Origin of the sequence: Angustibacter luteus (genome assembly GCF_039541115.1) — a bacterium.
Lineage (GTDB): Bacteria > Actinomycetota > Actinomycetes > Actinomycetales > Angustibacteraceae > Angustibacter > Angustibacter luteus.
Genome location: NZ_BAABFP010000004.1, coordinates 214,343 through 236,689, shown reverse-complemented (window position 1 = coordinate 236,689; position 22,347 = coordinate 214,343). Strand labels below are relative to the sequence as shown.

At 72.2% G+C, this 22,347-nt stretch carries 23 protein-coding genes; 11 read left to right on the top strand and 12 right to left on the bottom strand.

What is annotated here, in order from left to right; all coding sequences use genetic code 11:
• Window positions 1-29: 29 nt before the first annotated feature.
• Window positions 30-1,508, bottom strand: a complete 1,479-nt coding sequence (gene dnaA / locus ABEB17_RS07500) for a chromosomal replication initiator protein DnaA (RefSeq protein ID WP_378227009.1) — start codon at window positions 1,506-1,508, stop codon at window positions 30-32.
• Window positions 1,509-1,927: 419 nt separating this feature from the next.
• Between dnaA and rpmH the strand changes: the two genes are divergently transcribed.
• The 10 genes from rpmH to ABEB17_RS07450 all read left to right on the top strand — a co-directional run bounded on the left by rpmH (window position 1,928) and on the right by ABEB17_RS07450 (window position 8,872).
• A complete protein-coding gene (rpmH, locus tag ABEB17_RS07495; protein WP_345206898.1) occupies window positions 1,928-2,065 on the top strand; it encodes a 50S ribosomal protein L34 in 138 nt (45 codons plus the stop codon).
• Between the two features lie 10 nt (window positions 2,066-2,075).
• Complete coding sequence (rnpA, locus tag ABEB17_RS07490) at window positions 2,076-2,489, top strand: ribonuclease P protein component (RefSeq protein WP_345716062.1); 414 nt, start codon at window positions 2,076-2,078, stop codon at window positions 2,487-2,489.
• A 32-nt stretch (window positions 2,490-2,521) separates the two neighbouring features.
• Window positions 2,522-2,842 carry a membrane protein insertion efficiency factor YidD gene (gene yidD / locus ABEB17_RS07485; protein ID WP_345716061.1) on the top strand — a complete coding sequence of 107 codons (321 nt, stop codon included), beginning with the start codon at window positions 2,522-2,524 and terminating at the stop codon, window positions 2,840-2,842.
• Window positions 2,843-2,863: 21 nt separating this feature from the next.
• On the top strand, window positions 2,864-3,982 hold the full coding sequence (yidC, locus tag ABEB17_RS07480; protein WP_345716060.1) for a membrane protein insertase YidC: 1,119 nt from the start codon (window positions 2,864-2,866) through the stop codon (window positions 3,980-3,982).
• An 85-nt stretch (window positions 3,983-4,067) separates the two neighbouring features.
• Window positions 4,068-4,724, top strand: coding sequence for a Jag family protein (locus tag ABEB17_RS07475; RefSeq protein WP_345716059.1), 657 nt, complete (start codon window positions 4,068-4,070; stop codon window positions 4,722-4,724).
• Window positions 4,725-4,751: 27 nt separating this feature from the next.
• The gene (rsmG, locus tag ABEB17_RS07470) at window positions 4,752-5,471 is read left to right on the top strand and encodes a 16S rRNA (guanine(527)-N(7))-methyltransferase RsmG (protein WP_345716058.1); all 720 of its coding nucleotides are present in this window, start codon (window positions 4,752-4,754) and stop codon (window positions 5,469-5,471) included.
• A 96-nt stretch (window positions 5,472-5,567) separates the two neighbouring features.
• On the top strand, window positions 5,568-6,752 hold the full coding sequence (locus ABEB17_RS07465) for an AAA family ATPase (protein WP_345716057.1): 1,185 nt from the start codon (window positions 5,568-5,570) through the stop codon (window positions 6,750-6,752).
• Window positions 6,749-7,831, top strand: coding sequence for a ParB/RepB/Spo0J family partition protein (locus ABEB17_RS07460; RefSeq protein ID WP_345716056.1), 1,083 nt, complete (start codon window positions 6,749-6,751; stop codon window positions 7,829-7,831). Before ABEB17_RS07465 ends, ABEB17_RS07460 begins: the two co-directional genes overlap by 4 nt.
• Before the next feature lie 171 nt (window positions 7,832-8,002).
• Window positions 8,003-8,203: a hypothetical protein gene (locus ABEB17_RS07455; RefSeq protein WP_345716055.1), complete on the top strand. Its 201-nt coding sequence runs from the start codon at window positions 8,003-8,005 to the stop codon at window positions 8,201-8,203.
• A gap of 24 nt (window positions 8,204-8,227) precedes the next feature.
• A complete protein-coding gene (locus ABEB17_RS07450; protein ID WP_345716054.1) occupies window positions 8,228-8,872 on the top strand; it encodes a GNAT family N-acetyltransferase in 645 nt (214 codons plus the stop codon).
• Window positions 8,873-8,919: 47 nt separating this feature from the next.
• Here ABEB17_RS07450 and ABEB17_RS07445 read toward each other — a convergent pair whose 3' ends face one another.
• The 11 genes from ABEB17_RS07445 to ABEB17_RS07395 form a co-directional block, all read right to left on the bottom strand.
• The gene (locus tag ABEB17_RS07445) at window positions 8,920-10,068 is read right to left on the bottom strand and encodes an N-acetylmuramoyl-L-alanine amidase (protein WP_378227008.1); all 1,149 of its coding nucleotides are present in this window, start codon (window positions 10,066-10,068) and stop codon (window positions 8,920-8,922) included.
• A 72-nt stretch (window positions 10,069-10,140) separates the two neighbouring features.
• A complete protein-coding gene (trxA, locus tag ABEB17_RS07440; protein ID WP_345716053.1) occupies window positions 10,141-10,464 on the bottom strand; it encodes a thioredoxin in 324 nt (107 codons plus the stop codon).
• 81 nt (window positions 10,465-10,545) lie between these two features.
• Window positions 10,546-11,523, bottom strand: a complete 978-nt coding sequence (trxB, locus tag ABEB17_RS07435) for a thioredoxin-disulfide reductase (protein ID WP_345716052.1) — start codon at window positions 11,521-11,523, stop codon at window positions 10,546-10,548.
• Window positions 11,524-11,612: 89 nt separating this feature from the next.
• Entirely contained in the window at window positions 11,613-12,434 is an 822-nt protein-coding gene (locus tag ABEB17_RS07430) for an anti-sigma factor (RefSeq protein ID WP_345716051.1), read from the bottom strand.
• Entirely contained in the window at window positions 12,431-13,048 is a 618-nt protein-coding gene (sigM, locus tag ABEB17_RS07425; protein WP_345716050.1) for an RNA polymerase sigma factor SigM, read from the bottom strand. Before sigM ends, ABEB17_RS07430 begins: the two co-directional genes overlap by 4 nt.
• A complete protein-coding gene (locus ABEB17_RS07420) occupies window positions 13,045-14,709 on the bottom strand; it encodes a protein kinase family protein (protein WP_345716049.1) in 1,665 nt (554 codons plus the stop codon). Before ABEB17_RS07420 ends, sigM begins: the two co-directional genes overlap by 4 nt.
• A 153-nt stretch (window positions 14,710-14,862) precedes the next feature.
• Window positions 14,863-16,038 (bottom strand): C40 family peptidase, encoded by a 1,176-nt coding sequence (locus ABEB17_RS07415; RefSeq protein ID WP_345716048.1) that lies wholly within the window; start codon window positions 16,036-16,038, stop codon window positions 14,863-14,865.
• Window positions 16,035-16,448 (bottom strand): hypothetical protein, encoded by a 414-nt coding sequence (locus tag ABEB17_RS07410; RefSeq protein WP_345716047.1) that lies wholly within the window; start codon window positions 16,446-16,448, stop codon window positions 16,035-16,037. Before ABEB17_RS07410 ends, ABEB17_RS07415 begins: the two co-directional genes overlap by 4 nt.
• Window positions 16,449-16,494: 46 nt before the next feature.
• Entirely contained in the window at window positions 16,495-18,132 is a 1,638-nt protein-coding gene (gene murJ, locus ABEB17_RS07405; RefSeq protein WP_345716046.1) for a murein biosynthesis integral membrane protein MurJ, read from the bottom strand.
• Complete coding sequence (locus tag ABEB17_RS07400; protein WP_345716045.1) at window positions 18,129-20,345, bottom strand: DUF6049 family protein; 2,217 nt, start codon at window positions 20,343-20,345, stop codon at window positions 18,129-18,131. The genes murJ and ABEB17_RS07400 overlap by 4 nt, the downstream gene beginning before the upstream one ends.
• Window positions 20,342-20,818: an NUDIX hydrolase gene (locus tag ABEB17_RS07395; protein WP_345716044.1), complete on the bottom strand. Its 477-nt coding sequence runs from the start codon at window positions 20,816-20,818 to the stop codon at window positions 20,342-20,344. Before ABEB17_RS07395 ends, ABEB17_RS07400 begins: the two co-directional genes overlap by 4 nt.
• Between ABEB17_RS07395 and ABEB17_RS07390 the strand changes: the two genes are divergently transcribed.
• Window positions 20,810-22,282 (top strand): CCA tRNA nucleotidyltransferase, encoded by a 1,473-nt coding sequence (locus ABEB17_RS07390; protein ID WP_378227034.1) that lies wholly within the window; start codon window positions 20,810-20,812, stop codon window positions 22,280-22,282. The genes ABEB17_RS07395 and ABEB17_RS07390 overlap by 9 nt on opposite strands.
• Window positions 22,283-22,347: the final 65 nt, after the last annotated feature.

Sequence of the window (22,347 nt, the reverse complement as noted above, 5' to 3'; positions counted from 1 at the left end):
TGATATTTGCCCTGTGACGAGAGAGCAGTTCAGCGGCTCTGCTGCTTGATCCGGTTGGTCAGCTCGGTGACCTGGTTGAAGATGCTGCGGCGCTCGGCCATCAGCTGACGGATCTTGCGCTCCGCGTGCATGACGGTGGTGTGGTCCCGGTTGCCGAACTGCTGCCCGATCTTGGGCAGCGACAGGTCCGTGAGCTCGCGGCACAGGTACATGGCGATCTGGCGGGCGTTGACGAGCACCCGCGAGCGGGACGAGCCCTGCAGGTCGTCGATCGTCAGACCGAAGTACGACGCGGTCTGCCCGATGATCACGGCGGAGGTGATCTCCGGGCTGCCGTCGCTGGGGATCAGGTCCTTCAGCACGATCTCGGCCAGCGACAGGTCGACTGCCTGCCGGTTCAGACTGGCGAACGCCGTGACCCGGATCAGCGCGCCCTCGAGCTCGCGGATGTTCGTCGAGATCCGGCTCGCGATGTACTCCATCACGTCGTCCGGGGCGGTCATCCGCTCGAGGATCGCCTTCTTGCGCAGGATCGCGATCCGGGTCTCGAGGTCGGGGGGCTGGACGTCGGTGATCAGGCCCCACTCGAACCGGCTTCGCATCCGCTCCTCGAAGCCGGACAGCTGCTTGGGCGGCAGGTCCGAGGTGATCACGACCTGCTTGTTCGCGTTGTGCAGCGTGTTGAAGGTGTGGAAGAACTCCTCCTGCGTCTGCACCTTGCCCTGCAGGAACTGGATGTCGTCGATCAGCAGGATGTCGACGTCGCGGTGCCGGCGCTGGAACGCCTGCGCCTTGTCGTCGCGGATCGAGTTGATGAAGTCGTTGGTGAACTCCTCGGAGTTCACGTAGCGCACCCGGATGCCGGGGTAGAGGTTGCGCGCGTAGTGGCCGATCGCGTGCAGCAGGTGAGTCTTGCCCAGCCCGGACTCGCCGTAGACGAACAAGGGGTTGTAGGCCTTCGCCGGCGCCTCGGCCACTGCGACCGCGGCGGCGTGCGCGAACCGGTTGCTCGAGCCGATGACGAACGTCTCGAAGACGTACTTCGGGTTCAGGTGCGCCGCCTCGACCGGGTCGGTGCGCGGGCGGGGGCGCAGCTCGGCCGTGGACGGCGTGGGCGCGGGCTCGTCGTCCAGCGTGACCGAGAGGTCCGGGACGACGGAGTGATCGCTCGCGGCCGGGTGCTCCACGTGCTCGGGATCCGAGGCGCCGGCGTCCTCGAGCGTGAGCTCCGGACGCGGCTGGTCGGTGGCGAGCGAGGGATCCACGGTCACCGCGAGCAGGACCTCGCGCTCGAGCTGGGCACCGAGGGCGTCGATCACCTGGGCGCGCAGGCGCTGCTCCAGGACCTCTTTGGTGTACTCGTTGGGCACGGCCACCAGGGCGGTCGCGTCGATGAGCCCCACGAGCTTGGCCAGCCGCAGGAATGCTCGCTGCTGGGCGTTGAGCCCGGCGTCCCCCAGCGCTGCCACCGTGCTCTGCCAGATGCGGGCCAAGTCCGGCTCGGTCACCTGCACCCTGAGGCCCCTCTCAATACAGCACCGTCGTGGTCGTAAGCCGCCCACTCTACGCGTACGGTCCACACGTTCATCCACAGGTTGTGGACAAAGAATGGCGGTACGGAAGTCCCCGGAGCCTGAGCGGGAACGGTACACGAGCAGTCAGGTCGTGGTGGCATATTCGGCGTGTCGAAGGGTCTCTTCTTCGAGCCGGGGCGATACTGACGGGTTGGCCACCCCCGGGTGGCGTGGCGGCGGTTTGACCCTCTCACCGCCCTGCCCGTACCTTGGAGGGGTCCCCCTCGTGGCGGCCGCTGTCGCATGCCCGCGCACCGTGTCCTCGTCGTTCCTGACGTCGACCCGCGCTGGTGTCCGATGGTGGCCGATCCCACGCTTCCCGGGGAGACGCACCAGGGACTGTAGGAGAGACCGTGAGCAAGCGTACGTTCCAGCCGAACAACCGTCGTCGGGCCAAGACCCACGGCTTCCGCCTGCGCATGCGCACGCGTGCGGGTCGCTCGATCCTCGCCGCGCGTCGCCGCAAGGGCCGCAGCGAGCTCTCGGCCTGAGGCCGCGGGCATGCTGCCCGCAGCGCACCGCATGCGTCGGCGCGAGGACTTCACCCTCGCCGTCCGGCGCGGGCGTCGAGCGGGCAGCAGCCACCTGGTGGCGCACCTGCTGCCGGGTTCCGAGCACTCGCCGAGTCAGGACCTGCGTGGCCGGGACATGACCAGCCAACGAACCTCGCCGACGCACACCCCGGTGCGCGTCGGCTTCGTCGTGTCCAAGGCCGTGGGTAACTCTGTCGTGCGCGGCCAGGTCAAGCGTCGCCTGCGGGCCGTGCTGGCCAGCCGGCTGGATCGGCTGCCGAACGGCTCGCTGCTGGTGGTGCGGGCGCTGCCGCCGGCCGCCGGTGCGACGTCAGCGGACCTGGCCGAGTCGGTGGACCACGTGCTGGGTCGCCTGCTCCGGACATCGTCCGTGCCCTCATGAGCAGCGATATGAGCACCGATGTGGGCACCGATATGAGCACCGACTTGAGCACCGAGGCGCCGCCTGAGCGTCCCGGCCCGGCTGCCTGGCTGCTCACCCAGCTCGTGCGCGGCTACCAGCTGGTCGTCTCGCCGTGGTTCGGGCCCCGCTGCCGCTTCTATCCTTCGTGCTCGGCGTACGCGGTCACCGCGCTGCGTCGGCACGGCGCCATCAAGGGCACCTGGCTCGCTGCCAGGCGCCTGCTTCGCTGCCACCCGTGGAACCCGGGCGGCGTCGACCACGTTCCAGCGAAGGGATCCCCGGCACCAGCCGAGGGATGCCACCACCTCGACGGTCACCAGACCGCCGCCTGACCCTTACGAGGACCTCACCGCATGGGCAAAATCCTCTATCCGCTCGAGTACGCCGTGGCCTGGATCATGGTGGGCTGGCACAGCCTGCTGTCCGGCATCGGTATGGACCCGGCCTCCGGGTGGACGTGGGCGTTCTCCATCGTCGGTCTCGTCATCGTGATCCGGATCATCCTGATCCCGCTGTTCGTGAAGCAGATCAAGGCATCACGCGGCATGCAGCTGATCCAGCCGCAGATGCAGGCGATCCAGAAGAAGTACAAGGGGAAGACGGATCCGGAGTCCCGGCAGGCGATGACCTCCGAGACGATGGCGCTGTACAAGGAGTCGGGGACCAACCCGTTCGCCTCGTGCCTGCCGATCATCTTGCAGGCGCCGATCTTCTTCGCCCTGTTCCGGGTGCTCAACCAGTACGTCCGCAACTCCGAGCCGATCGGTCCGCTGACGAAGGAGCTCGCGACCCAGGCGGACAACTCCACGATCTTCGGCGCGCCGCTGTCGGCGACGTTCCTGAACGCCGACGGCAACATGAGCGTCAAGATCGTCACGGTCATCCTGATCATCGCGATGTCGGCCACCACGTTCACCACGCAGCGTCAGCTGATGATGAAGAACATGCCGGCCGCCGCGCTGGACAACCCGTTTGCCAAGCAGCAGAAGATGCTGATGTACGTCCTGCCGCTGGTGTTCGCGGTGTCAGGCGTCAACTTCCCGATCGGTGTCCTCATCTACTGGCTGACCACGAACCTCTGGTCGATGGGTCAGCAGTTCTACGTGATCCGGCGGATGCCTGCCCCGGGCTCGCTCGCCGAGAAGGCGATGCTCGAGCGCAAGCGCAAGCACCACCACGGCGACTCGGACGTGGCCACCGCCGAGCCTGAGGCTCCTGCTGCGCCGATCGGTCAGCGGGTGCAGCCCAAGCGGCAGCCGCGCAACAAGCGGACGACGAAGGCGACGACGGCGGACGGCGCGCAGGCCTCCGCTGCGGAGACGACGGCCGACCCGTCGACCTCGGCCACAGACGCGGACGTCGCAGCGACGCCGCCGACCGAGGCACCGTCGCCTGGCACGCCCGAGGCGAAGCCAGGCCTGAACGGCACCGCGAAGACCCCGGCCCGCAAGAAGCCCAAGTCCAAGGGCTGAGGCCCCGCGGACGTCCGCAAGTCCCTCACCATCCCCGCCGCACCCACGCGGCACGGTCACTGACCGATTCCCAGAGGAGAACCCCATGACCGAGCACGACACCGCTCCCGTCGAGACCGCTCCCGTTGACACGGCGCCCCTTGATTCCGTGCCGTCCATCGACACCGAGACGCTGGCCGCGGACGCCGACGTGGACCCCATTGCGGCCTCATCGCAGGTCTCTGACGCGGAGAGCCGGGAGTCCGATGTTTCCCGTGAAACATCGACTGACGCGGCAGACCGTCTGGAGCGTGAGGGCGACGTCGCGGCCGACTACCTCGAGAAGCTGCTGGACGTCGCCGACCTGGACGGCGACATCGACGTCGACATCGACGGCGACCGTGCGGCGGTGGCGATCGTCGACTCCGAAGAGGGTCGGGTGCCGCGGCGGCTGGTGGGCCGCGATGGTGAGGTCCTGGAGGCCCTGCAGGAGCTGACGCGTCTGGCCGTGCTGGCTCAGACCGGCGAGCGCAGCCGCCTGATGTTGGACGTCGCGGGTCACCGCGCTGCCCGCCGCGAGGCCCTCGTCGCGCGTGCCGGTGAGGCCGTCGAGCAGGTCCGCACCTCGGCCGAGCCGCTGGCGCTGGAGCCGATGAGCCCGTTTGAGCGCAAGGTGGTCCATGACGCGGTGGCAGCCCTCGGCCTGCAGACCGAGTCGGAGGGCGTCGAGCCGAACCGCCACGTCGTCGTCCTGCCCTCCTGACCCGTTTCACGTGAAACCGCGTTCCACGTGAAACCTGAGGATGCGTCTCCGGTCGATCTGCCCCCGACTCCCGCCGTCGCCGGCACGGTGTTCGCCGACCAGCTCCCCCTCGCGGAGGAGTTCGTCGGCCACCTGGCGACGACGGGGGTCAGGCACGGTCTGATCGGCCCTCGCGAGGTCCCGCGGCTGTGGGAGCGACATGTCCTCAACTGTGCGGTGATCTCGGACCTGCTCCCGGCAGGGGCGGCCGTCATCGACATCGGCTCGGGCGCGGGCCTGCCGGGGGTGTGCCTGGCGATTCGCCGCCCGGACCTGCAGGTCACCCTGGTGGAACCGCTGCTGCGGCGAGTCACGTGGCTGACGAGCGTTCTCGAGGCCATGGGCCTGGACCGGGTGGTCGTCCGTCGGGCGAGGGCCGAAGAGGTGGCCGGGGAGCTGACCGCGGCCTTCGTCACGGCTCGGGCCGTCGCCCCGCTGGAACGCCTTGCCCGCTGGGGCCTCCCACTGCTGGAGCCGGGCGGGTCGATGGTGGCCATCAAGGGCAGCTCGGCTCAGGACGAGGTGGACGCGGCGGCAGCCCTCCTGACCCGCGCCGGGTGTGCCGCCAGTGTCATCACCGTCGGTGAAGGTCTCCTCGTCGAGCCCACGGTCGTCGTCCGGCTCGACCGCGGACCGGGGGAGCTGACGGGACTGAGCCCAGCATCGTCCACGCCCAAGAAGGCCCGGCGAGCGCGTCCCCGCCGGTAGGCACAGCGGTCGGGCATGACGGCTCCCGCCCCGCGACCCAGCCGTCCTCCTCATGGGGGACACTGAACCTCGACCCCAACCTCGTGGAGGCCCCGCGTGACCACCGAGCCGACGACGGCGACCCCGCCGTCGACCTCAGGACTTGGCTGGCCAGCTGACCAGTCCGCCGTCCCCTCGGCCTCCGACCTCCCGGTGGACGTGCGCACGTCGTCGCTGGGCTGGCCCGATGTTTCACGGGAAACATCCGCCCAGCTGCCTGCCGACCCAGGGGTCAACGCCCACGATGACCTGACCGCCGAGCTGGCGACCGAGGACGCCGAGCGGGCGGCCCAGGCGGCTGCGGGCCTGATCGCTGACGAGCTCGCCAGCTCGCTGCCCACGCCGGATGACGACACTCCGCTGGCGCAGGAAGTCGCTCACGACGCGCGTCGTCGGCTCGTGCTGCACGGGCAGAAGCTGCCGGTGCCGGACCACACGCGGGTCCTGACGGTCGCGAACCAGAAGGGTGGCGTCGGCAAGACGACGACCACGGTGAACCTGGCGGCCGCGTTGGCGATGTCAGGCTTGCGCGTCCTGGTCATCGACATCGACCCGCAGGGCAATGCGTCCACCGCGCTGGGCATCCCACACCACAGTGAGGTCAACAGCATCTACGACGTGCTGGTGGATGGCATGGCCCTGGCCGACGCGGTGCAGGAGTGCCCGGACGTCCCCAACCTGTGGTGCGCGCCCGCGACCATCGACCTCGCCGGCGCGGAGATCGAGCTCGTCTCGCTGGTCGCCCGCGAGTCCCGCCTCCTGCGCGCCCTGAACACCTACCTGCAGGCGCGGGTCGACGCAGGCGAGGAGCGCATCGACTACGTCCTCGTGGACTGCCCGCCGTCCCTGGGCCTGCTCACCGTCAACGCCTTTGTCGCCGCCCGAGAGGTCTTCATCCCCATCCAGTGCGAGTACTACGCACTGGAAGGGCTGTCCCAGCTCCTCCGCAACATCGAGCTGATCAAGGCGCACCTCAACCCGGACCTGCACGTCTCCACGATCCTGCTCACCATGTACGACGCGCGGACCCGGCTGTCGGCCGAGGTCGCCGAGCAGGTGCGCGAGCACTTCCCCGAGGTCGTCCTGCGCACGAGCATCCCCCGTTCGGTGCGGATCTCCGAGGCGCCGAGCCACGGCCAGACGGTGATGACCTACGATCCCGGTTCCAGTGGGGCGCTGACCTACCTCGAGGCGGCCAAGGAGCTCGCCGACCGGGGACGACGAAAGGGAACTGACGCGTGAGTGAGAAGCGACGGGGTCTGGGTCGCGGCCTGGGCGCCCTGATCCCCTCCAGCCCGGCCGCCACGGGCAACGACCGTCCGGTCGACGTGTTCTTCCCGGGTCGCGAGGCGGCCCCGGCTGCCGAGACAGCGGAGACCGGCGGCGAGCAGGAGCCCGACGCCGAGCGCAGCGACGTCACCCCGGAGGCTCCTGAGGTCGATGTTTCCCGTGAAACATCTGGGGCGGAGCTGCTCCCCGTACCCGGAGCCAGGTTCGCCGAGGTGCCCGTCACCTCGATCCAGCCCAACCCCAAGCAGCCTCGCTCGGTCTTCGATGAGGAGGACATGGCCGAGCTCGTGCACTCCGTGCGGGAGATCGGCGTCCTGCAGCCGGTCGTGGTCCGCCCCCTCGAGGGGGAGCAGGACCGCTACGAGCTGATCATGGGCGAGCGGCGCTGGCGGGCCAGCCAGGCAGCCGGCCTGGAGACAGTGCCGGCGATCATCCGGGAGACCGCGGACAACGACCTGCTGCGGGATGCGCTGCTGGAGAACCTGCACCGCAGCCAGCTGAACCCGCTCGAGGAGGCCGCGGCCTACAGCCAACTCCTGGAGGACTTCGGCTGCACCCACGACGAGCTGGCCACCCGGATCGGCCGTTCCCGCCCGCAGATCTCCAACACGCTGCGCCTGCTGAAGCTGCCGCCGCTGGTGCAGCGTCGCGTCGCCGCCGGGGTGCTCTCGGCCGGCCACGCTCGGGCTCTGCTCGGCCTGCCCGACGGGGCAGCGATGGAGCGCCTCGCCCAGCGGATCGTGGCTGAGGGGCTGTCGGTCCGTTCGGTGGAGGAGATCGTCGCCCTCGGTGGGGACGACGAACCGCAGGCCCGGCCGAAGCGGCCACGCGCCGGCGCCCGGCACGGCGAGCTGGACGAGCTCGCCGACCGGCTCTCCGACCGGTTCGACACCCGGGTGCAGATCTCGCTCGGACGCCGCAAGGGCCGGCTCAGCGTCGAGTTCGCGAGTGTCGAGGACCTGAACCGAATCGTCGCCCTGCTCGCGCCTGGTGACGCCGCCTTCGTCGCGGGGGACCGGCCCCGAGACTAGGCCGGTCGCCGACCGCGGCACGGACGCCATCCTCCTGGGCCTTCCGGCCCGGCGAGCCCGCGCCGTACGATGCCTGAGACGCCGCAGCCATCGGGAGGTCGCATGCGCGCGGAAGGCCCTCAGCCGGATCGGACTCCGGCCGCCCTCCTGAGGAAGGCTGCCGGAGGGCTGATGCTGGGACTGCTGCTGGGGTACGTCGCCGCCTGGGTCACCCCCCGCCGGCGGCCGGCCCACGAAGGAACCTATGAGGCGCCGGTGCCGCAGCGCATCGATCTGCCCTCGGACGTCGACCTGACGCTGGTGGGCGTCCCCGGGCGACAGCGCAGGTCGTCGCCGGACCTGCGCAGCGCACTGCCGGAAGGCGTGGGGTGACCCGCACGTGAGGCGGGTGCACGAGTGAGCGGACGCCGCCTCGAACCGCTCACCCTGGACTCGTTGTCGGACCTGCCGACACCGTGCCGGTCCTGCGTCTTCTGGGAGCTCTCACCGGTCGCGGCTGGGCAGGCCGAGCGAGCCGGCGACACGGCGTTCGAGAAGGAGGCGTGGCTGTCCGCCGCCCTGCTGGAGTGGGGCTCGGTCGGGCGGATCGCCTACGTGGACGACCAGCCGGCGGGCTACCTGCTCTACGCACCGGCCCACCTCGTGCCCCGAGCGGTGGCCTTCCCGACCGCGCCGGTCAGTGGTGACGCGGTGCTGCTGATGACCGGGCGGGTCGTCGACGAGTTCACCGGGGGCGGCATCGGCCGCATGCTGGTCCAGGGCGTCGCGAAGGACCTGACCCGGCGGGGAGTCCGTGCGATCGAGGCGTTCGGGCTGGAGCACGGGGACCCGCCCGAGGGGGAGCGGTACGCGGCTGCGCCGGGCTGCCTGCTCCCCGCGGACTTCCTGCGCAGCGTCGGCTTCAAGACCGTGCGGCCGCACTACCGGCACCCGCGCCTGCGCCTCGACCTGCGGACCACGCTGTCCTGGCGGGAGGACGTCGAGCAGGCCATCGAGCGGCTACTCGGCAGCGTTCGGCAGCCGGCACTCACCGGCACCTGACCGCCCGAAACCGTTGCGGCACAACGACTCTGGCGCGTGAACAGGACTCAGAACTGGTGGGCGCGCGCCATCACGTCGGCGACGTTCAGCGTGCCGGTGGTGCTGTCGTCCGTCTCACCGAGGTACACCCGCTGGACGGACACGACCACGGCTTCGGCGACGGTGTCCCGGAAGGCCGGGTCACCGAGGCGCGCGGCGTCACCGGGATGGCTCAGGTGACCGACCTCGACCCGGACGGCGGGCATCACGGTGTGCCGCAGGATGTCCCAGGTGCGCGGGTGGGTGCGGCAGTCGAGGAGGTCGGTACGGGCCACGATCTCGCGCTGCACCAGGGACGCGAGCTGCTCGCCGGTCGCCGACCAGGCACCGCCCTGGTTCGGGCTGCCGTAGAAGTAGGTGGCCACCCCGTGCGCCTGCGGGGCGTTCTGCAGCGACTCGCAGTGCAGGGACAGCACGAGGTCGGCGTTCAGCGAGTTGGCCAGATCAGCCCGCTCGAGCTGGCTGGGGTCGCCGGTCAGCCCGCGGGTGAGCACGACGTGCACTCCCACGGCGGCCAGCCGACCCTCGACCCGACGGGCCAGGTCGAGCGTGATGTCGGCCTCGCGCAGGTCGCCGGCGACGCCCCCGGGGTCGAGCGAGGAGTGCCCGGGGTCGAGGACGACGACGCGCCCGCGCAGGTTCGTGCCCGCGGAACGGACGCGGTCCGCCTCGCGCAGCGCGTGCGGTGCGCCACCGGTGACCGCCCGGGACAGCTGGTTGAGCCCCCGCAGCGTGTGCGGACCGGCCAACCCGTCCGGGCGCAGCCCCACCCCGCGCTGGAAGTCGCGCAGCGCGGCGTCCGTGCTCGACCCGAAGACCCCGTCGACCCGCCCGCACGGGTACCCGAGACCGAGCAGGCGCTCCTGGAGCGCTCCCACGTCGTCGCCGGCCATCAGGTGACCGGGCGTGTGCATGAGGATGCGGTCGCCGAGCAGCCAGCGCGCGCCGTCCAGCGCGCGGTAGGTCTGCGAGCCAACCACGCCGTCCACCAGCATGCCTCGACGCTGCTGGAAGGCGCGGACCGCACGCTCCACCTCGGTGTCGAAGGTGTCCGCGGTGGCGGCCGAGCCGGGGAGGTCACCGGTCGCCACCAGGCGCTCGCGAACCGCCGTGACCTGCGGCCCCACGTCGCCGACGCGCATCGAGGGCAGCGCCATCGTCAACCCCCTGCTCGCTCGTAGGTCGCGCACAGCATTCGCCCGATGGTAGCCGGGCGACGCGGGGATGGCTCAGCCGATGAAGTCGGCGAGCTCACGCACGATCATCGGCTTGGGCTTGGCGCCGGTGATCGACTTCACCAGCTCGCCCTTGACGTAGACGTTCATCGTCGGCAGGCCGGTGACGCCGTACCGGGCCGCGACCTGCGGGTTCTCGTCCGTGTTGATCTTGACGATGTCGATGCGGTCGGCGTGCTCGCCAGCGATCTCGTCCAGGATCGGGGACACCGCACGGCACGGGCCGCACCAGGGAGCCCAGAAGTCGACCAGCACGGGCTTGTCGTTGGCCAGGACGTCCTGGTCGAAGGTCGCGTCGGTGGTCTCGCGGGCCGCCATGGCGGATTCCTCTCGGTCGGTGCTGCTCGTAGTGCTGGGCTGGGCTGGCTGGGGAACGACGATAGGTGGTGGGGCCGACAGTCAGACGCCGGCGGAAACTTCCTCGCGCTCGGGAACCGCGTGGTCGGCGAGGTCGGCCAGGTAGCGCTCGGCGTCCAGCGCCGCGACACAACCCGACCCGGCGGCCGTGACCGCCTGCATGTACTCGTGGTCCACCACGTCACCGCAGGCGAAGACGCCGGGCAGCGAGGTGCGCGAGCTGCGCCCGTCGACGGAGACGAACCCTTCGGGGGTCAGGTCGATCTGGTCGGCGAACAGCTCGGTGCGCGGGTCGTGACCGATGGCCACGAACAGGCCGGTCACGTCCAGCTGGTCCTCGTCGCCGGTCACCGTGTCACGCACCTGCAGCGCCGACACCTTGGCGTCGCCGAGCACGTCCGTGACCTCGCTGTTCCAGCGGAAGCTGATCTTGTCGTTGGCGACCGCACGGTCCTGCATGACCTTCGAGGCGCGCAGCTCGTCGCGGCGGTGCACGACAGTGACGGACTTGGCGAACTTGGTCAGGAACGTCGCCTCCTCCATCGCCGAGTCGCCGCCACCGACGACCACGATGTCCTGGTCGCGGAAGAAGAAGCCGTCGCACGTCGCGCACCAGGAGACCCCGCGGCCGGACAGCCGCTTCTCGTTCTCCAGGCCGATCTCGCGGTAGGCGGAGCCGGTGGCCAGGATGACGGCGCGGGCCTGGTGCGTGGTGCCGCGGCCGGTCACCACGGTCTTCACCGGACCGTCCAGGTGCGCCTCGACGACGTCGTCCGTGACGAGCTCGGCGCCGAAGCGCTCGGCCTGCGCGCGCATGCTCTCCATGAGCTCGGGGCCCAGGATGCCGTCGCGGAAGCCGGGGTAGTTCTCGACCTCGGTGGTGTTCATCAGGGCGCCACCGAACGTGACGGACCCTTCGAAGACCAGCGGGTTGAGGTTCGCCCGTGCTGCGTACACCGCTGCGGTGTAGCCGGCGGGCCCGGAGCCGATGATGATCACGTCGCGGACGTCGTCGCTCACGTAACGCCTTCCAATGGTGGTGCGGGTGCGTGGTGCACCTGATTCAAGCCATCGTACGGCCGGGTTGTTCCCCGACGGGAACGGCGCGGTCAGCGAGTGGTGGTGAAGTACTTCATGCCGTCCTGGTCGGGACGGCAGGTCGTCGACACGACCCAGATCTCGCGGCCGCCGCCGTCACCGGGCAGCACCAGGACGGCGGCCGGCTTGCCCTCGAAGGTGGCGACGTCGACCAGCAGCGGGGTCACGTTCGGCGCGCCCAGGGCGGACAGGCAGCCGGCCACGCCCTGCGGGGTCGCGAGCAGCCCCTGGGGAGCGACCGCCGAGCTCGCCGGAGCCGCCCCCAGCTGCTCCTGCACCTGCTGGGCGAGCTTCGCCCGGGTGTACGCGGTGCCGGAGGCGAGCGCTCGCACCGTCGCCTCGCCGGAGGAGTCGCTGCTGCCCTTGTCCTGCATCGCGGCGCCGGCCGAGCTGGTGGCGTTGTCGGCGCTGTTCGGGACGAGCTGGCTGACCAGCGCGCCCCCGCCGACCAGGACCAGCGCGGCCGCGGCGGCCACCAGGAAAGGCCGACGACGGCGCGCGGACGGCGCGGACTGCAGCGGGACGACCGTCGCGGCCGAGGTGCTCGCCTCGCTCGCGTCCAGGTCGGCGGCGGTCTCGTCGGCGGGGGTGGCGAGGTGGGTCACGCTGCTGGACTCCGGGCTCTGGTCACCGCTGGCGAGCTCGCGCAGGGTGGATTCGATGCGGTGGACGACGTCGGGCGGGATCGGCCCCGGGTCCGGCAGCGAGGTGAGCAGGTCGTGGATCTGCTGCTGGGTGGCGAGCTCGGTCTGGCACTGTGCGCAGCCGGCGACGTGCGGGTCGCGGGCGGCCTCAGCGAGGTCACCGAAGGCGTCGAGTGCGGGGTGGCTCACGCACGCTCTCCTTCGGTCGGCACAGCAGCTTCCTTCGTCTCAGCAGGGGGGTCCATTCCTGGGACGTCGGAACCGGCCGATCGGTTCCCACCAGGGGCCAGCAGGGGCAGCAGGGCGGCGCGGCCGCGGGCGCAGCGGGACTTGACGGTCCCCTCGGCGACGCCCAGCACGGCGGCGGCCTCGCTGACCGGGAGGCCGTGCATGTCGACGAGCACCAGGGCCATCCGCTGGTGCTCGGGCAGCGTCGCGAGGGCCGCGCGCACGTCGAGCGCGGTCTCGGTGCTCGCGTGGGCGTCGCGGTGGTCGGCGGGCTCCTGCTCGGGGAGCGGGACGGCGGGTCGAGCCGCGCGCCGCCGCACCCGGTCCAGGCACGCGTTGACGACGATCCGGTGCAGCCAGGTGGTGACCGCGGCCTCACCGCGGTAGCTCCCCGCCCGGCGGAAGGCGGAGACCAGCGCGTCCTGCAGGGCGTCGGCCGCCTCCTCACGGTCGCCGAGCGTGCGGACCGCGACCGCCCACAGCCGGCTCTGGTGCCGGTGGACGAGCTCACCGAAGGCATCGGCGTCGCCCGCGACGTGCGCGGCCAGCAGGTCGGCGTCGGAGCGCTCGCTCACTTCACCGTCACCTCGTCGACGACGGCGCGGTAGCCGCCGTCGGCCTGCGGGAGCGAGGTGAACCAGAGGACGAGCTGGGACGCCGTCACCGGCTGGGTGGGCTCGAGGGTGATGGTGCCGCTCGCGTCGTCGGCCTGGGCGAGCTTCTGGCCCAGCTTCTCGCCGTTGACGTCGCGCAACTCCACGGCCCCGCCGTCGGCGCCCAGCTTGACTTGGACGGACGTGACCTGGTGCTCGCCCCCGAGGTCGAGGAGCAGTCCGACCCCCTTCTTGAGGCCACCGAACTCCGCCGACTTGTACGTGTCCGACGTCCAGGACGTCGAGGCGTTCCCATCCGTCGCCTTGCCGGCGATGGAGTCCTTCTCGTTCCCGTCGCCCTGCGGGTCGAAGCCGCTGGTCCCGGTCACCGTGATCGGGCCGCCGGTCGCCGTGGGGGTGCTCGTCTCGTCCGGCGTCGTCGTCTCGGTCGGGGGCGTCGTGGCGGGCGTCGTGGCCGTCGTGGAGGGCTTCGCGTTCGGCACGAAGGCGTTGTCGCCCAGCCCGCGCAGGCCGCAGTAGGCGAGCAGCAGGAAGATCACGATGAAGCCACCGACCAGCGCCAGCACCACGGCCGGGTGGCGCTCGGACCGGGCGCCCTCGGGGCGGGGTGCGGTCGGCGGCTCGTCGTCCGCGTAGGCGAGGCCGAAGCCGCCCAGCACGGCCGGCTCGCTCGTGGCGGCGGCGGGGACGGGCTGGGGTGCGGGCTGGGGTGCGGGCGGTGCGGGCGGTGCGGGCGGTGCGGGCGGTGCGGGCGGTGCGGCCGGCGGAACCACCGGGGCCACCACGGGCTGCGGCGCCGTCGTCCGAGGTGCGGCGGGTGGCGGTGCGGTGGGCAGCCCGGAGCGGGGCACCGGGGCCAGCGCGTGCGGGAACGCGCCGCCGGACCGGTCCTCGGTGCGCTGCCGGCCCCAGGGGGCGATCTGGCCGGCGAGGTCGCTGGGGGAGTCGGGCGCGCCGGCTCCCGCGAAGGTCTGTGCGCACAGGGTGTCGAGGTCCGCCGGGACGCCGGTGACGATCTGCCCGGGCGCGACCGGCTTGCCGGCCACCTGGGGCGCGGGAGGCAGGTCACTGCCCTCGGTGAGCGGCCAGTGCGCGGTGAGCACGGCGTACGCGAGGGCGATCAGGTCGTGGGCGTCCTGGCGGGTGGCGTCCTCGCCGCCCGAGTCGGTCTCGGCGACCTCGGCGCCGTCCAGGGCCGCCGCGGTCGCGAGCTCGGTGACCTTGACGGTGCCGTCGTCCAGCAGGTGCACCCGCCCAGGCGTCAGCCTCAGGTGGTGCAGACCGCGGTGCCGAGCCGCCTCCAGGGCCAGCGCGGACTCGCCGACGACCACCCGGGCCGGGCCGGGTGCCAGTGGACCGCCCTCGGCGAGCTGCTCCTCCAGGGACGGCGCGGTCAGCCACTCGCTCACCACGAAGGTCGCCTCGTCGTCCACCCCGACGTCCAGGATCCGGACCAGGCGGGCGTCCTCCACCGCGGCGGCCCGCCGGGCGGCGTCCAGCACGGCCTCGACGTTGGGGTGGTCCGCGGCGATGGCGCGCAGGTGCACGGAACGCTCGAGGGTCTCGTCGTGCGCCTGCCAGGTGGACGTCTGCGCTGCGTCGTCGAGCCGTCGCTTGAGCACGTAGCGTCCGCCGAGAACGCTGCCTGGTCCGACCTTGTCCAGCGTCGACCTCCCCGCTCGTCGCGGCGCTGACCGCGAGGCGACCCGGTGGCCGCTGCCTGCACATGGTACGGGTGCGCCCGTGCTGGGGCACCCAACTCGGGACGGTGTCGGTCAGCGTCCCAGGGTGGGCCGGGCGGCGCCGATGATGGTGCCGTAGGCGACCGGGCCGATCTTCACCACGCTGCCCGTCTCGGGTGCGTAGAGCGACAGGCCGTTGCCGACGTACATCCCGACGTGGTGGATGGACGCCGGGTTGTTGACGTTCGTGGCGTAGAAGACGAGGTCGCCCGGCGCGAGCTGGGACAGCGGGACGTGCGGCAAGGCCGCGTACTGGGCGCGCGAGGTGCGCGGTAGCGGGACGCCCGCCTGGGCGTAGGCCCACTGCATCAGCCCGGAGCAGTCGAAGCTGCTCGGCCCGGTCGCGCCCCACACGTAGGGCAGGCCGAGCCGGGTCGCCGCGGCGGCGATGGCGGCGGCCGCGACCGGGTTCGGGGCGGGGACGTCCGGCAGGGTCTGACTGCCGGCCGTGCCACCCTCCAGCCCGTGCCCGGCCGCGTCGCTGACGCCACCGAGGCCGGCCTCCATCGCGGCCCGGGCCGCGTTGGCGAGCGCCTCGGCCTCGCGCCGCTGCTCCTCCTGCTCGGCCAGCTCGACGACGCGGGCGTCCGTGCGGGCCAGCAGCTCGCGCTGGCGGGTGATGGCGTCGGTGACGGCGGCGGCCGCCTGGTCGGCGACCTCCTGCCGGACGGCGGTGCGGACCCGGTTGCGGCTGGCCGCTGCGGCGACCTGACGCTGCCGGGCGACCGCGACCTGCTGGACGTCGGTGCGCTCGGTGTCCGAGCGAACGATGCCCTCGATGGCGTGCCAGCGGATCAGCACGTCGCTGAGCGAGCTGCTGCCGAGCATGGTGGCGGTCAGGCCGACGGGCCCGCCGCTCTGGTAGATCGCGCGGATCCGCCGGGCGGCGTCGTCCGCGCTCTCCTGGGCGACCTTCTGGCCGTCGTCCACCTGGATGCCGGCGTCGATCTCACCGGTGGTGGCCTGCAGCAGGGCGTCCTGGGCGGCGTCGTACCGCTCGACGGCGAGGCTCTGCTGGATGGTCAGCCGGTCCAGCTGCTTCTGCAGGGACTTCGCCTGCGCCCGAAGCTGGGCGAGGTTCGGTTGGGCGGACGCCGGGGCGACGGGCAGGGCGAGCGCGGCGACCAGGGCCGTCACGGTGCCGACGACTGCGAGTCCGGCGATCCGCGTGCTGCGCGGGCCGGGCTCGCAGGCGCGGCCGCGGTTCACGCGCCGGACCGGCCGTAGCTGTCGGCGTGCACCTCGGACATCTCGCGCAGCGGCTTCACGTAGTGCGCCACCAGGGTCGGGGCGTCGCGCGTCACGCGCAGGTGCACGGTGCCGTCGGCGTCCACCCGGAACGTCGCGGTGTCCACGACGTTGAGGGGGTTCGACTCGGTGGCCGAGTCCTCGGCCGCCTTGAGCGTGGCCTGCACGTCGTGCGTGCGGGACCAGACGTCGCTCGCGGTGAGGGCGGCCTGCTGGCCGGCGTCCTCGACGGACAGCCGGGCGGTCACCACGGAGATCACGTCGAACGCGATGACGCCGACGATCGCGAGGACGACCGCGACCTTGGTGAGCCAGCCCAGGACGATGCCGCCCTCGTCACGGGGGGTGCCGCTCCAGAAGGTCCTTGCCATGTTCACGACTTCGGGTGCCGCGGTGCCCGACTTGAGCCGATCGGCCTCAGTGACGTCCGGGCAGCCGACGCAGCAGCGGCTCGGCCAGCTCGTCGAGCTCGTCGACGCGCAGCAGGCGGAGCACGCCGACGTACACCACCAGCACCAGGGACCCCCCTAGCACCAGGGCCACCAAGGACGCGCCGACGCTGTGGCCGAGCAGCACGTGCACCACCGCGGACACGCCCTGGCCGACGGCGACGGCCGGGAGCCCGGCGCAGACCAACCGCACGTACGTGCGCAGGACGCGCGCGCCGTCCAGCCCGCCCAGTCGCCGGCGCAGGACCACCGCCGACTGGACGGCGCCGACGGTGTACCCGGCCGCCATGCCCACCCCGATGCCCACCACGACGCGGTCCGGGTCGAGCTCGCGAGCCGACGCGAAGCTGGTCGCCGCGATCACCAGGACGACCGGGATCTGGATCAGGAACGGCGTCCGGGCGTCCTGGTAGGCGTAGAACGCGCGCTGGAAGAGGTACTGCGCGCTGAACGACACCAGGCCGAGCATCATCGCGGTGGTCGCGGCCGCGATCGCGAACGTCTCCGCGGCCGAGTTCTTGAAGAACAGCACCCGGGTCAGCTCGTCGCCGACCGCCAGCATGCCGACCAGCGCGAGCACCGAGGCCACGCCGGTGAGCCGCAGTCCCACGGACAGGTCCCGCCGGACCGCGCGGGTGTCGCGCTCGTGCGCCGCGTGGCTCATCCGCGTGAACAGGGCCGTCACCAGCGAGACCGTGATCAGCGAGTGCGGCAGCATGAACAGCAGGAACGCGCTGCCGTACGCGTTCTGGCCCGGACCCCCGAGCGACCCGCCCGCGTTGACCGCCCGCGAGGTCACGATGAACCCGAGCTGGCCCATCAGGGCGCCCGCGAAGGTCCACGCGGCGACCCGGCCGGCCCCACCGAGGCCCACCCCGCGGAAGCCGAAGCGAGGGCGGTAGCGGAACCCCATCCGGCGCAGCGGCACCATCACGACCAGGGCCTGGACGACGACGCCGAGGGTCGCGGACCCGGCGAGCACCGCGATCTGGCCGGCCGTCCACGTCGACGGGGGATGCGGGTTGGTGATCTTGTTGAAGCCGCCGATCCACACGAACATCACGACCAGGCCGGCGATCGCGACCACGTTGTTGGCGACCGGGGCCCACATGTAGGCACCGAACCGGCCGCGGGCGTTCAGCACCTGGCCGAGCACGGTGTAGACGCCGTAGAAGAACACCTGCGGCAGGCACCAGTAGGCGAAGGCGACGACCAGGGCGATGGTCGACGCGTCCCAGCCGGGACCGGTCGAGGGCCCGAAGACGAGCGGCACCAGCGGCGACAGCAGGGTGGCCACCAGCGTGACGACGGCCATGCCCAGCAGCGAGATGGTCAGCAACCGGTCGAGGAACGCCTGACCACCGTCGCTGTGCTTGGTCGCTTGGACGATCTGCGGGACCAGGACGGCGTTGAGCAGGCCGCCCGCGATCAGGTTGTACAGCTGGTTGGGCACCGTGTTGGCCGTGGCGAAGCCGTCTGCGGCCAGGGCGCCGCTGACCCCGAGCAGACCCGTCAGGAGCTGGACCCGGACGAGCCCCAGCAGGCGCGAGACGAACGTGCCGGACGCCATCACCGTGGTCGCCCGCATCAGGCTGGAGTCGCTCACGACGCCTCACCCTCGTCCGGGACGTCGATGGTGCGGGCCCGGCGGCGCGGTCGGCGCAGCGCCCGGACCAGCCCCACCAGGACGACGAGCCCGACGATCACCGCGAACACGCTGAGCACCCAGCTGTCCGTGGGACGCACGCGCACCTGCACCGCCACCGGGTCTCCCACCGCCCCACCGCTCGGCGAGATGAGCTGCGCCTGCAGCTCGACCTGCCCGCTGGCCAGCGCGCGCACGGGCACCCGGATGCTCGTCCGGGTGCCGGGGGCGACGTCGATGGGGTCCGAGATCTCCTGCGACACGACGAGCCGCGGGCTCGGTGCGACCACCCGCAGCCGCAGGTTCGTCACCTTGAGCCGCAGGTCGTTCCGGATGGTCAGCTGGAGCTCGCCGGAGCTGCGCAGGAACGTGATCGTCGTCTTGAGCACGCTGACCTTCGAGGTCACCGCGTGCACCGCCTGGGTCGACGTCGCCTGGTGGACGGCGAGCGGCTTGCGGTGGCCACGCCACACCGAGGAGACCAGGTCGAGCGTCGAGCGCTGCAGGTCCGCGGTCAGCTCGGCCGGCTCGGCCACGACCTCGCCGAGCGCCGCCAGCTGCGATCGCAGCCCGAGCGCGGTGCCGACGTCCAACGTGGTGATGCCCTCGTTCGCGGGGGTCGTCGGGGCGTCGACCTGGTGGCGGGGCAGCTGCGAGGCGTCCGCTCGCTCCGGTGGAGGGTCGAACATCGACCCGACGGAGATCACCGTGAGCCATGGCGCGGTGGACACCGTGCCGACGAGGGCCTTGAAGGCGGCGACGTCCAGCACGGCCGTGGGCGGCACCGTGACCAGCATCCGTCGGGCCAGCCCCGGGCGCTCGCTGGTCATGGCCGCGGTCTCGGCCAGGAAGCGGTCGGTCGAGGCGGCGTCCCGGCTGGAGGCGGTGGTCGCCAGGCGGGACAGCTGCGCGTCCCACAGCACCGCGGTGGCCCCCGCGGGCAGGCTCTGGGTCATCGCGTCCGGGGTGTACGAGAGCGCATCGACCAGGGGTCGGCTCCGCTCGTCCAGCACCAGTCGCGTCACGTCCTGCCCCGCCAGGTCACCGATCAGCCGGTCGTCGGCGTACCCGTCCGTCGGCAGGCCGAGGTCGACCCGCGGCGTGACGCCGAGCAGCTCGCTGATCGTTCCGGCCCCCGCCGCCCGAGCGGCCGTGACGAGCGTCATGGCGCTCGCGTTGCTGATGACCTGGAGGTCCGGGTCGGCGTAGGGCAGCTCGATGATCTCGCGGCCCGCGGCGGCCGCGCGCATCCGGGCCAAGAAGTCCGCGGCGGCCGCGCGGGCCGGGTGGGACGCCGCGGTGGATGACGGGGTGGACGACGGGGTGGACGAGGGGGTGGACGAGGGGGTGGCTGACGTGATCGTCGTCGGGCTGGTGGTGCCGGTCGGGGTGCCCGTCGGGGTACTGGTGGACGTGTTCGTGCTGGGCAGCGTGCCCTCGGCGGCCGCCTGCAGGGTGGCGAGCAGCGCGGGGTCGACGGCCCAGGCCACCCCGGGGGACGAGGCCGCGTCGAGCAGTCGCGCCAACCGGCGTCCGGGCGCGAGGGCCGCCTGCACCTGTTCCATCGTGGGCACGACGTTGGCGGTCGCCGCGGGCAGGCCGGTGAACGGGACCAGCCAGCCGATCTGCTGCTTGACGTACTCACGGGCCGGGGGCTGCCACTGCAGGGTGCTGCGCAGGAGCGCGACCTGGTCGCGGGCGCCGTCGCTGTCGGTGGCGCGGGCGTCGAGCGCGATGGGGTAGGCGCCGAAGGCTCCGCCGCGCAGACCGAGCGCCTGGGCCGGGACGTCGAGGGTGAACGTCGCGCTCTTCCCGGCCGCCAGCGGGGCGGGCAGCTCGGCGGTCGGGTTCACCGGGACGCCCTCGCGGGGGTCCCGACCGTCCAGCCAGCTGTCGACGTCGTCCCGGGTGCCGAGCCGCCCACCGACGGCGCGCATCCGGACGGACACCTGCTCGATCGCGGTCTTGCCCTGGTTGGTGATCCGGCCGGTCACGTGCACGGTGTCGCCCTGCTGCACCAGCGCGGGCGACACCGAGGTGACGACGATGCGGGCGGGCAGCGTCTCGGCGTGCGCCACGAGTGCGCCCGGCGCGGTCACCAGGGAGGTGAGCGTGCTGACCAGGCCCGTGACGAGCCCGGCGGCCGTGACGGCCAGGAGTCGACGCGCGCTCATGGACGACCGGCGAGCCGGCGGGCGGCCGCGTCGGCGATCCGCCTCTCGTTCGGGAAGGTCAGCCGCGCCTCGAGCTCGTCGACCGGAACCCACGCGACGTCGATGGCCTCCGCGTCGGGATCGTCCTCGATGGTCAGCCGGCCGCCGACCCGCTCCATGAGGTAGTGGTGGACGACCTTGTGGATCCGCTTGTCCGGGACCGAGAACCAGTAGTCGATGGTGCCCAACGGGGCGACGACCCGGCCCCGGATGCCCGTCTCCTCGGCGACCTCGCGGACCGCGGCCTGCTCGAGCGTCTCGTCGCCTTCGAGGTGGCCCTTGGGCAGGCACCACTCGACGCGGCCGGCCCGGTTGCGCCGGGCGATCAACGCCGCCTTGGGGCCCTCGCCGGTCTGGTCCACGACCAGCCCGCCCGCCGATGTCTCCTCGACCGACGGCAGGCGTCGATGAGGGCGCGGCTCGGGATGGGGCACGTCGTCACTCTAACGAGCGGAGCACGGCGGACCGATCCGCCTGGCCTAGGCTTGGCCAACGTGTCCAGCCCCCAGATCCCCCTCGTGGCCCAGTCGCTCGGCGAGCGCTTCGCCGCCGCGGGCTTCGACCTCGCCCTGGTCGGTGGGTCGGTGCGCGACCTGATCCTGAAGCGGCGGGTGAACGACCTGGACTTCACGACCGACGCGACGCCGGAGCAGACCGAGCGGGTCCTGGCCGGCTGGGCGGACGCCACCTGGGACGTCGGTCGCGCCTTCGGCACCATCGGCGCCCGGCACGGCGGCGACGTCGTCGAGGTGACGACGTACCGGGCCGAGGCGTACGAGGCCGACTCCCGCAAGCCGGCCGTCGCGTACGGCACGAGCCTGGACGACGACCTGGTGCGCCGGGACTTCACGGTCAACGCGATGGCTCTGGCCCTGCCCTCCGGGGAGTTCGTGGACCCGCACGGCGGGCTGACCGACCTGGCGCAGGGACTGCTCCGCACGCCGGGGACGCCGGAGTCCTCGTTCACCGACGACCCGCTGCGGATGATGCGCGCGGCCCGGTTCGCCGCACAGCTCGGCTTCGAGGTCGCCCCGCAGGTGCGGACCGCGATGGCGGCGATGGCGGACCGGCTGTCGATCGTGTCGGCGGAGCGGGTGCGCGACGAGCTGACCAAGCTGCTGCTCTCGCCGAACCCGCGGGTGGGCCTGCGGCTGCTGGTGGACACCGGGCTCGCCGACGTGTTCCTGCCCGAGCTGCCGGCGCTCCAGCTCGAGATCGACGAGCACCACCGGCACAAGGACGTCTACGAGCACTCGCTGACCGTGCTCGACCAGGCCATCGCGCTGGAGGACGACGTGGTGCCCGGGCCGGACCTGGTGCTGCGGCTCGCGGCGCTGCTGCACGACATCGGCAAGCCGGCGACCCGACGGTTCGAGTCCGGCGGCGGGGTGTCGTTCCACCACCACGAGGTGGTCGGGGCGAAGCTCACCGCGAAGCGGCTCAAGGCGCTGCGGTTCGACTCGAGCACCGTGAAGCAGGTGTCCCGGCTGGTCGAGCTGCACCTGCGCTTCCACGGCTACGGGGGCGGCGAGTGGACGGACTCGGCGGTGCGCCGGTACGTGCACGACGCCGGCCCGCTGCTGCAGAGGCTGCACCGGCTCACCCGCTCGGACTCGACGACCCGCAACGCCCGCCGCGCCGCCCTGCTGTCCCGGACCTACGACGACCTCGAGGAGCGGATCGCACGGCTCGAGGAGCAGGAGGAGCTGGCCTCGATCCGTCCCGACCTGGACGGCGAGCAGATCATGGCCGCGCTCGACCTGCGCCCCGGCCCGGTCGTGGGGCGCGCGTACAAGCACCTGCTGGCGGTCCGGATGGACCAGGGACCGCTGAGCGAGGACGCCGCCCACGCCGAGCTCCGGCGCTGGTGGGCCGAGCAGCCCGAGTCCGCGCCCTGACCGCCCCGCCCTCCCTGACCGGCCCGCCGTTGATCACGTTCAGTGGGCGTGGACCCGCTTCTCGA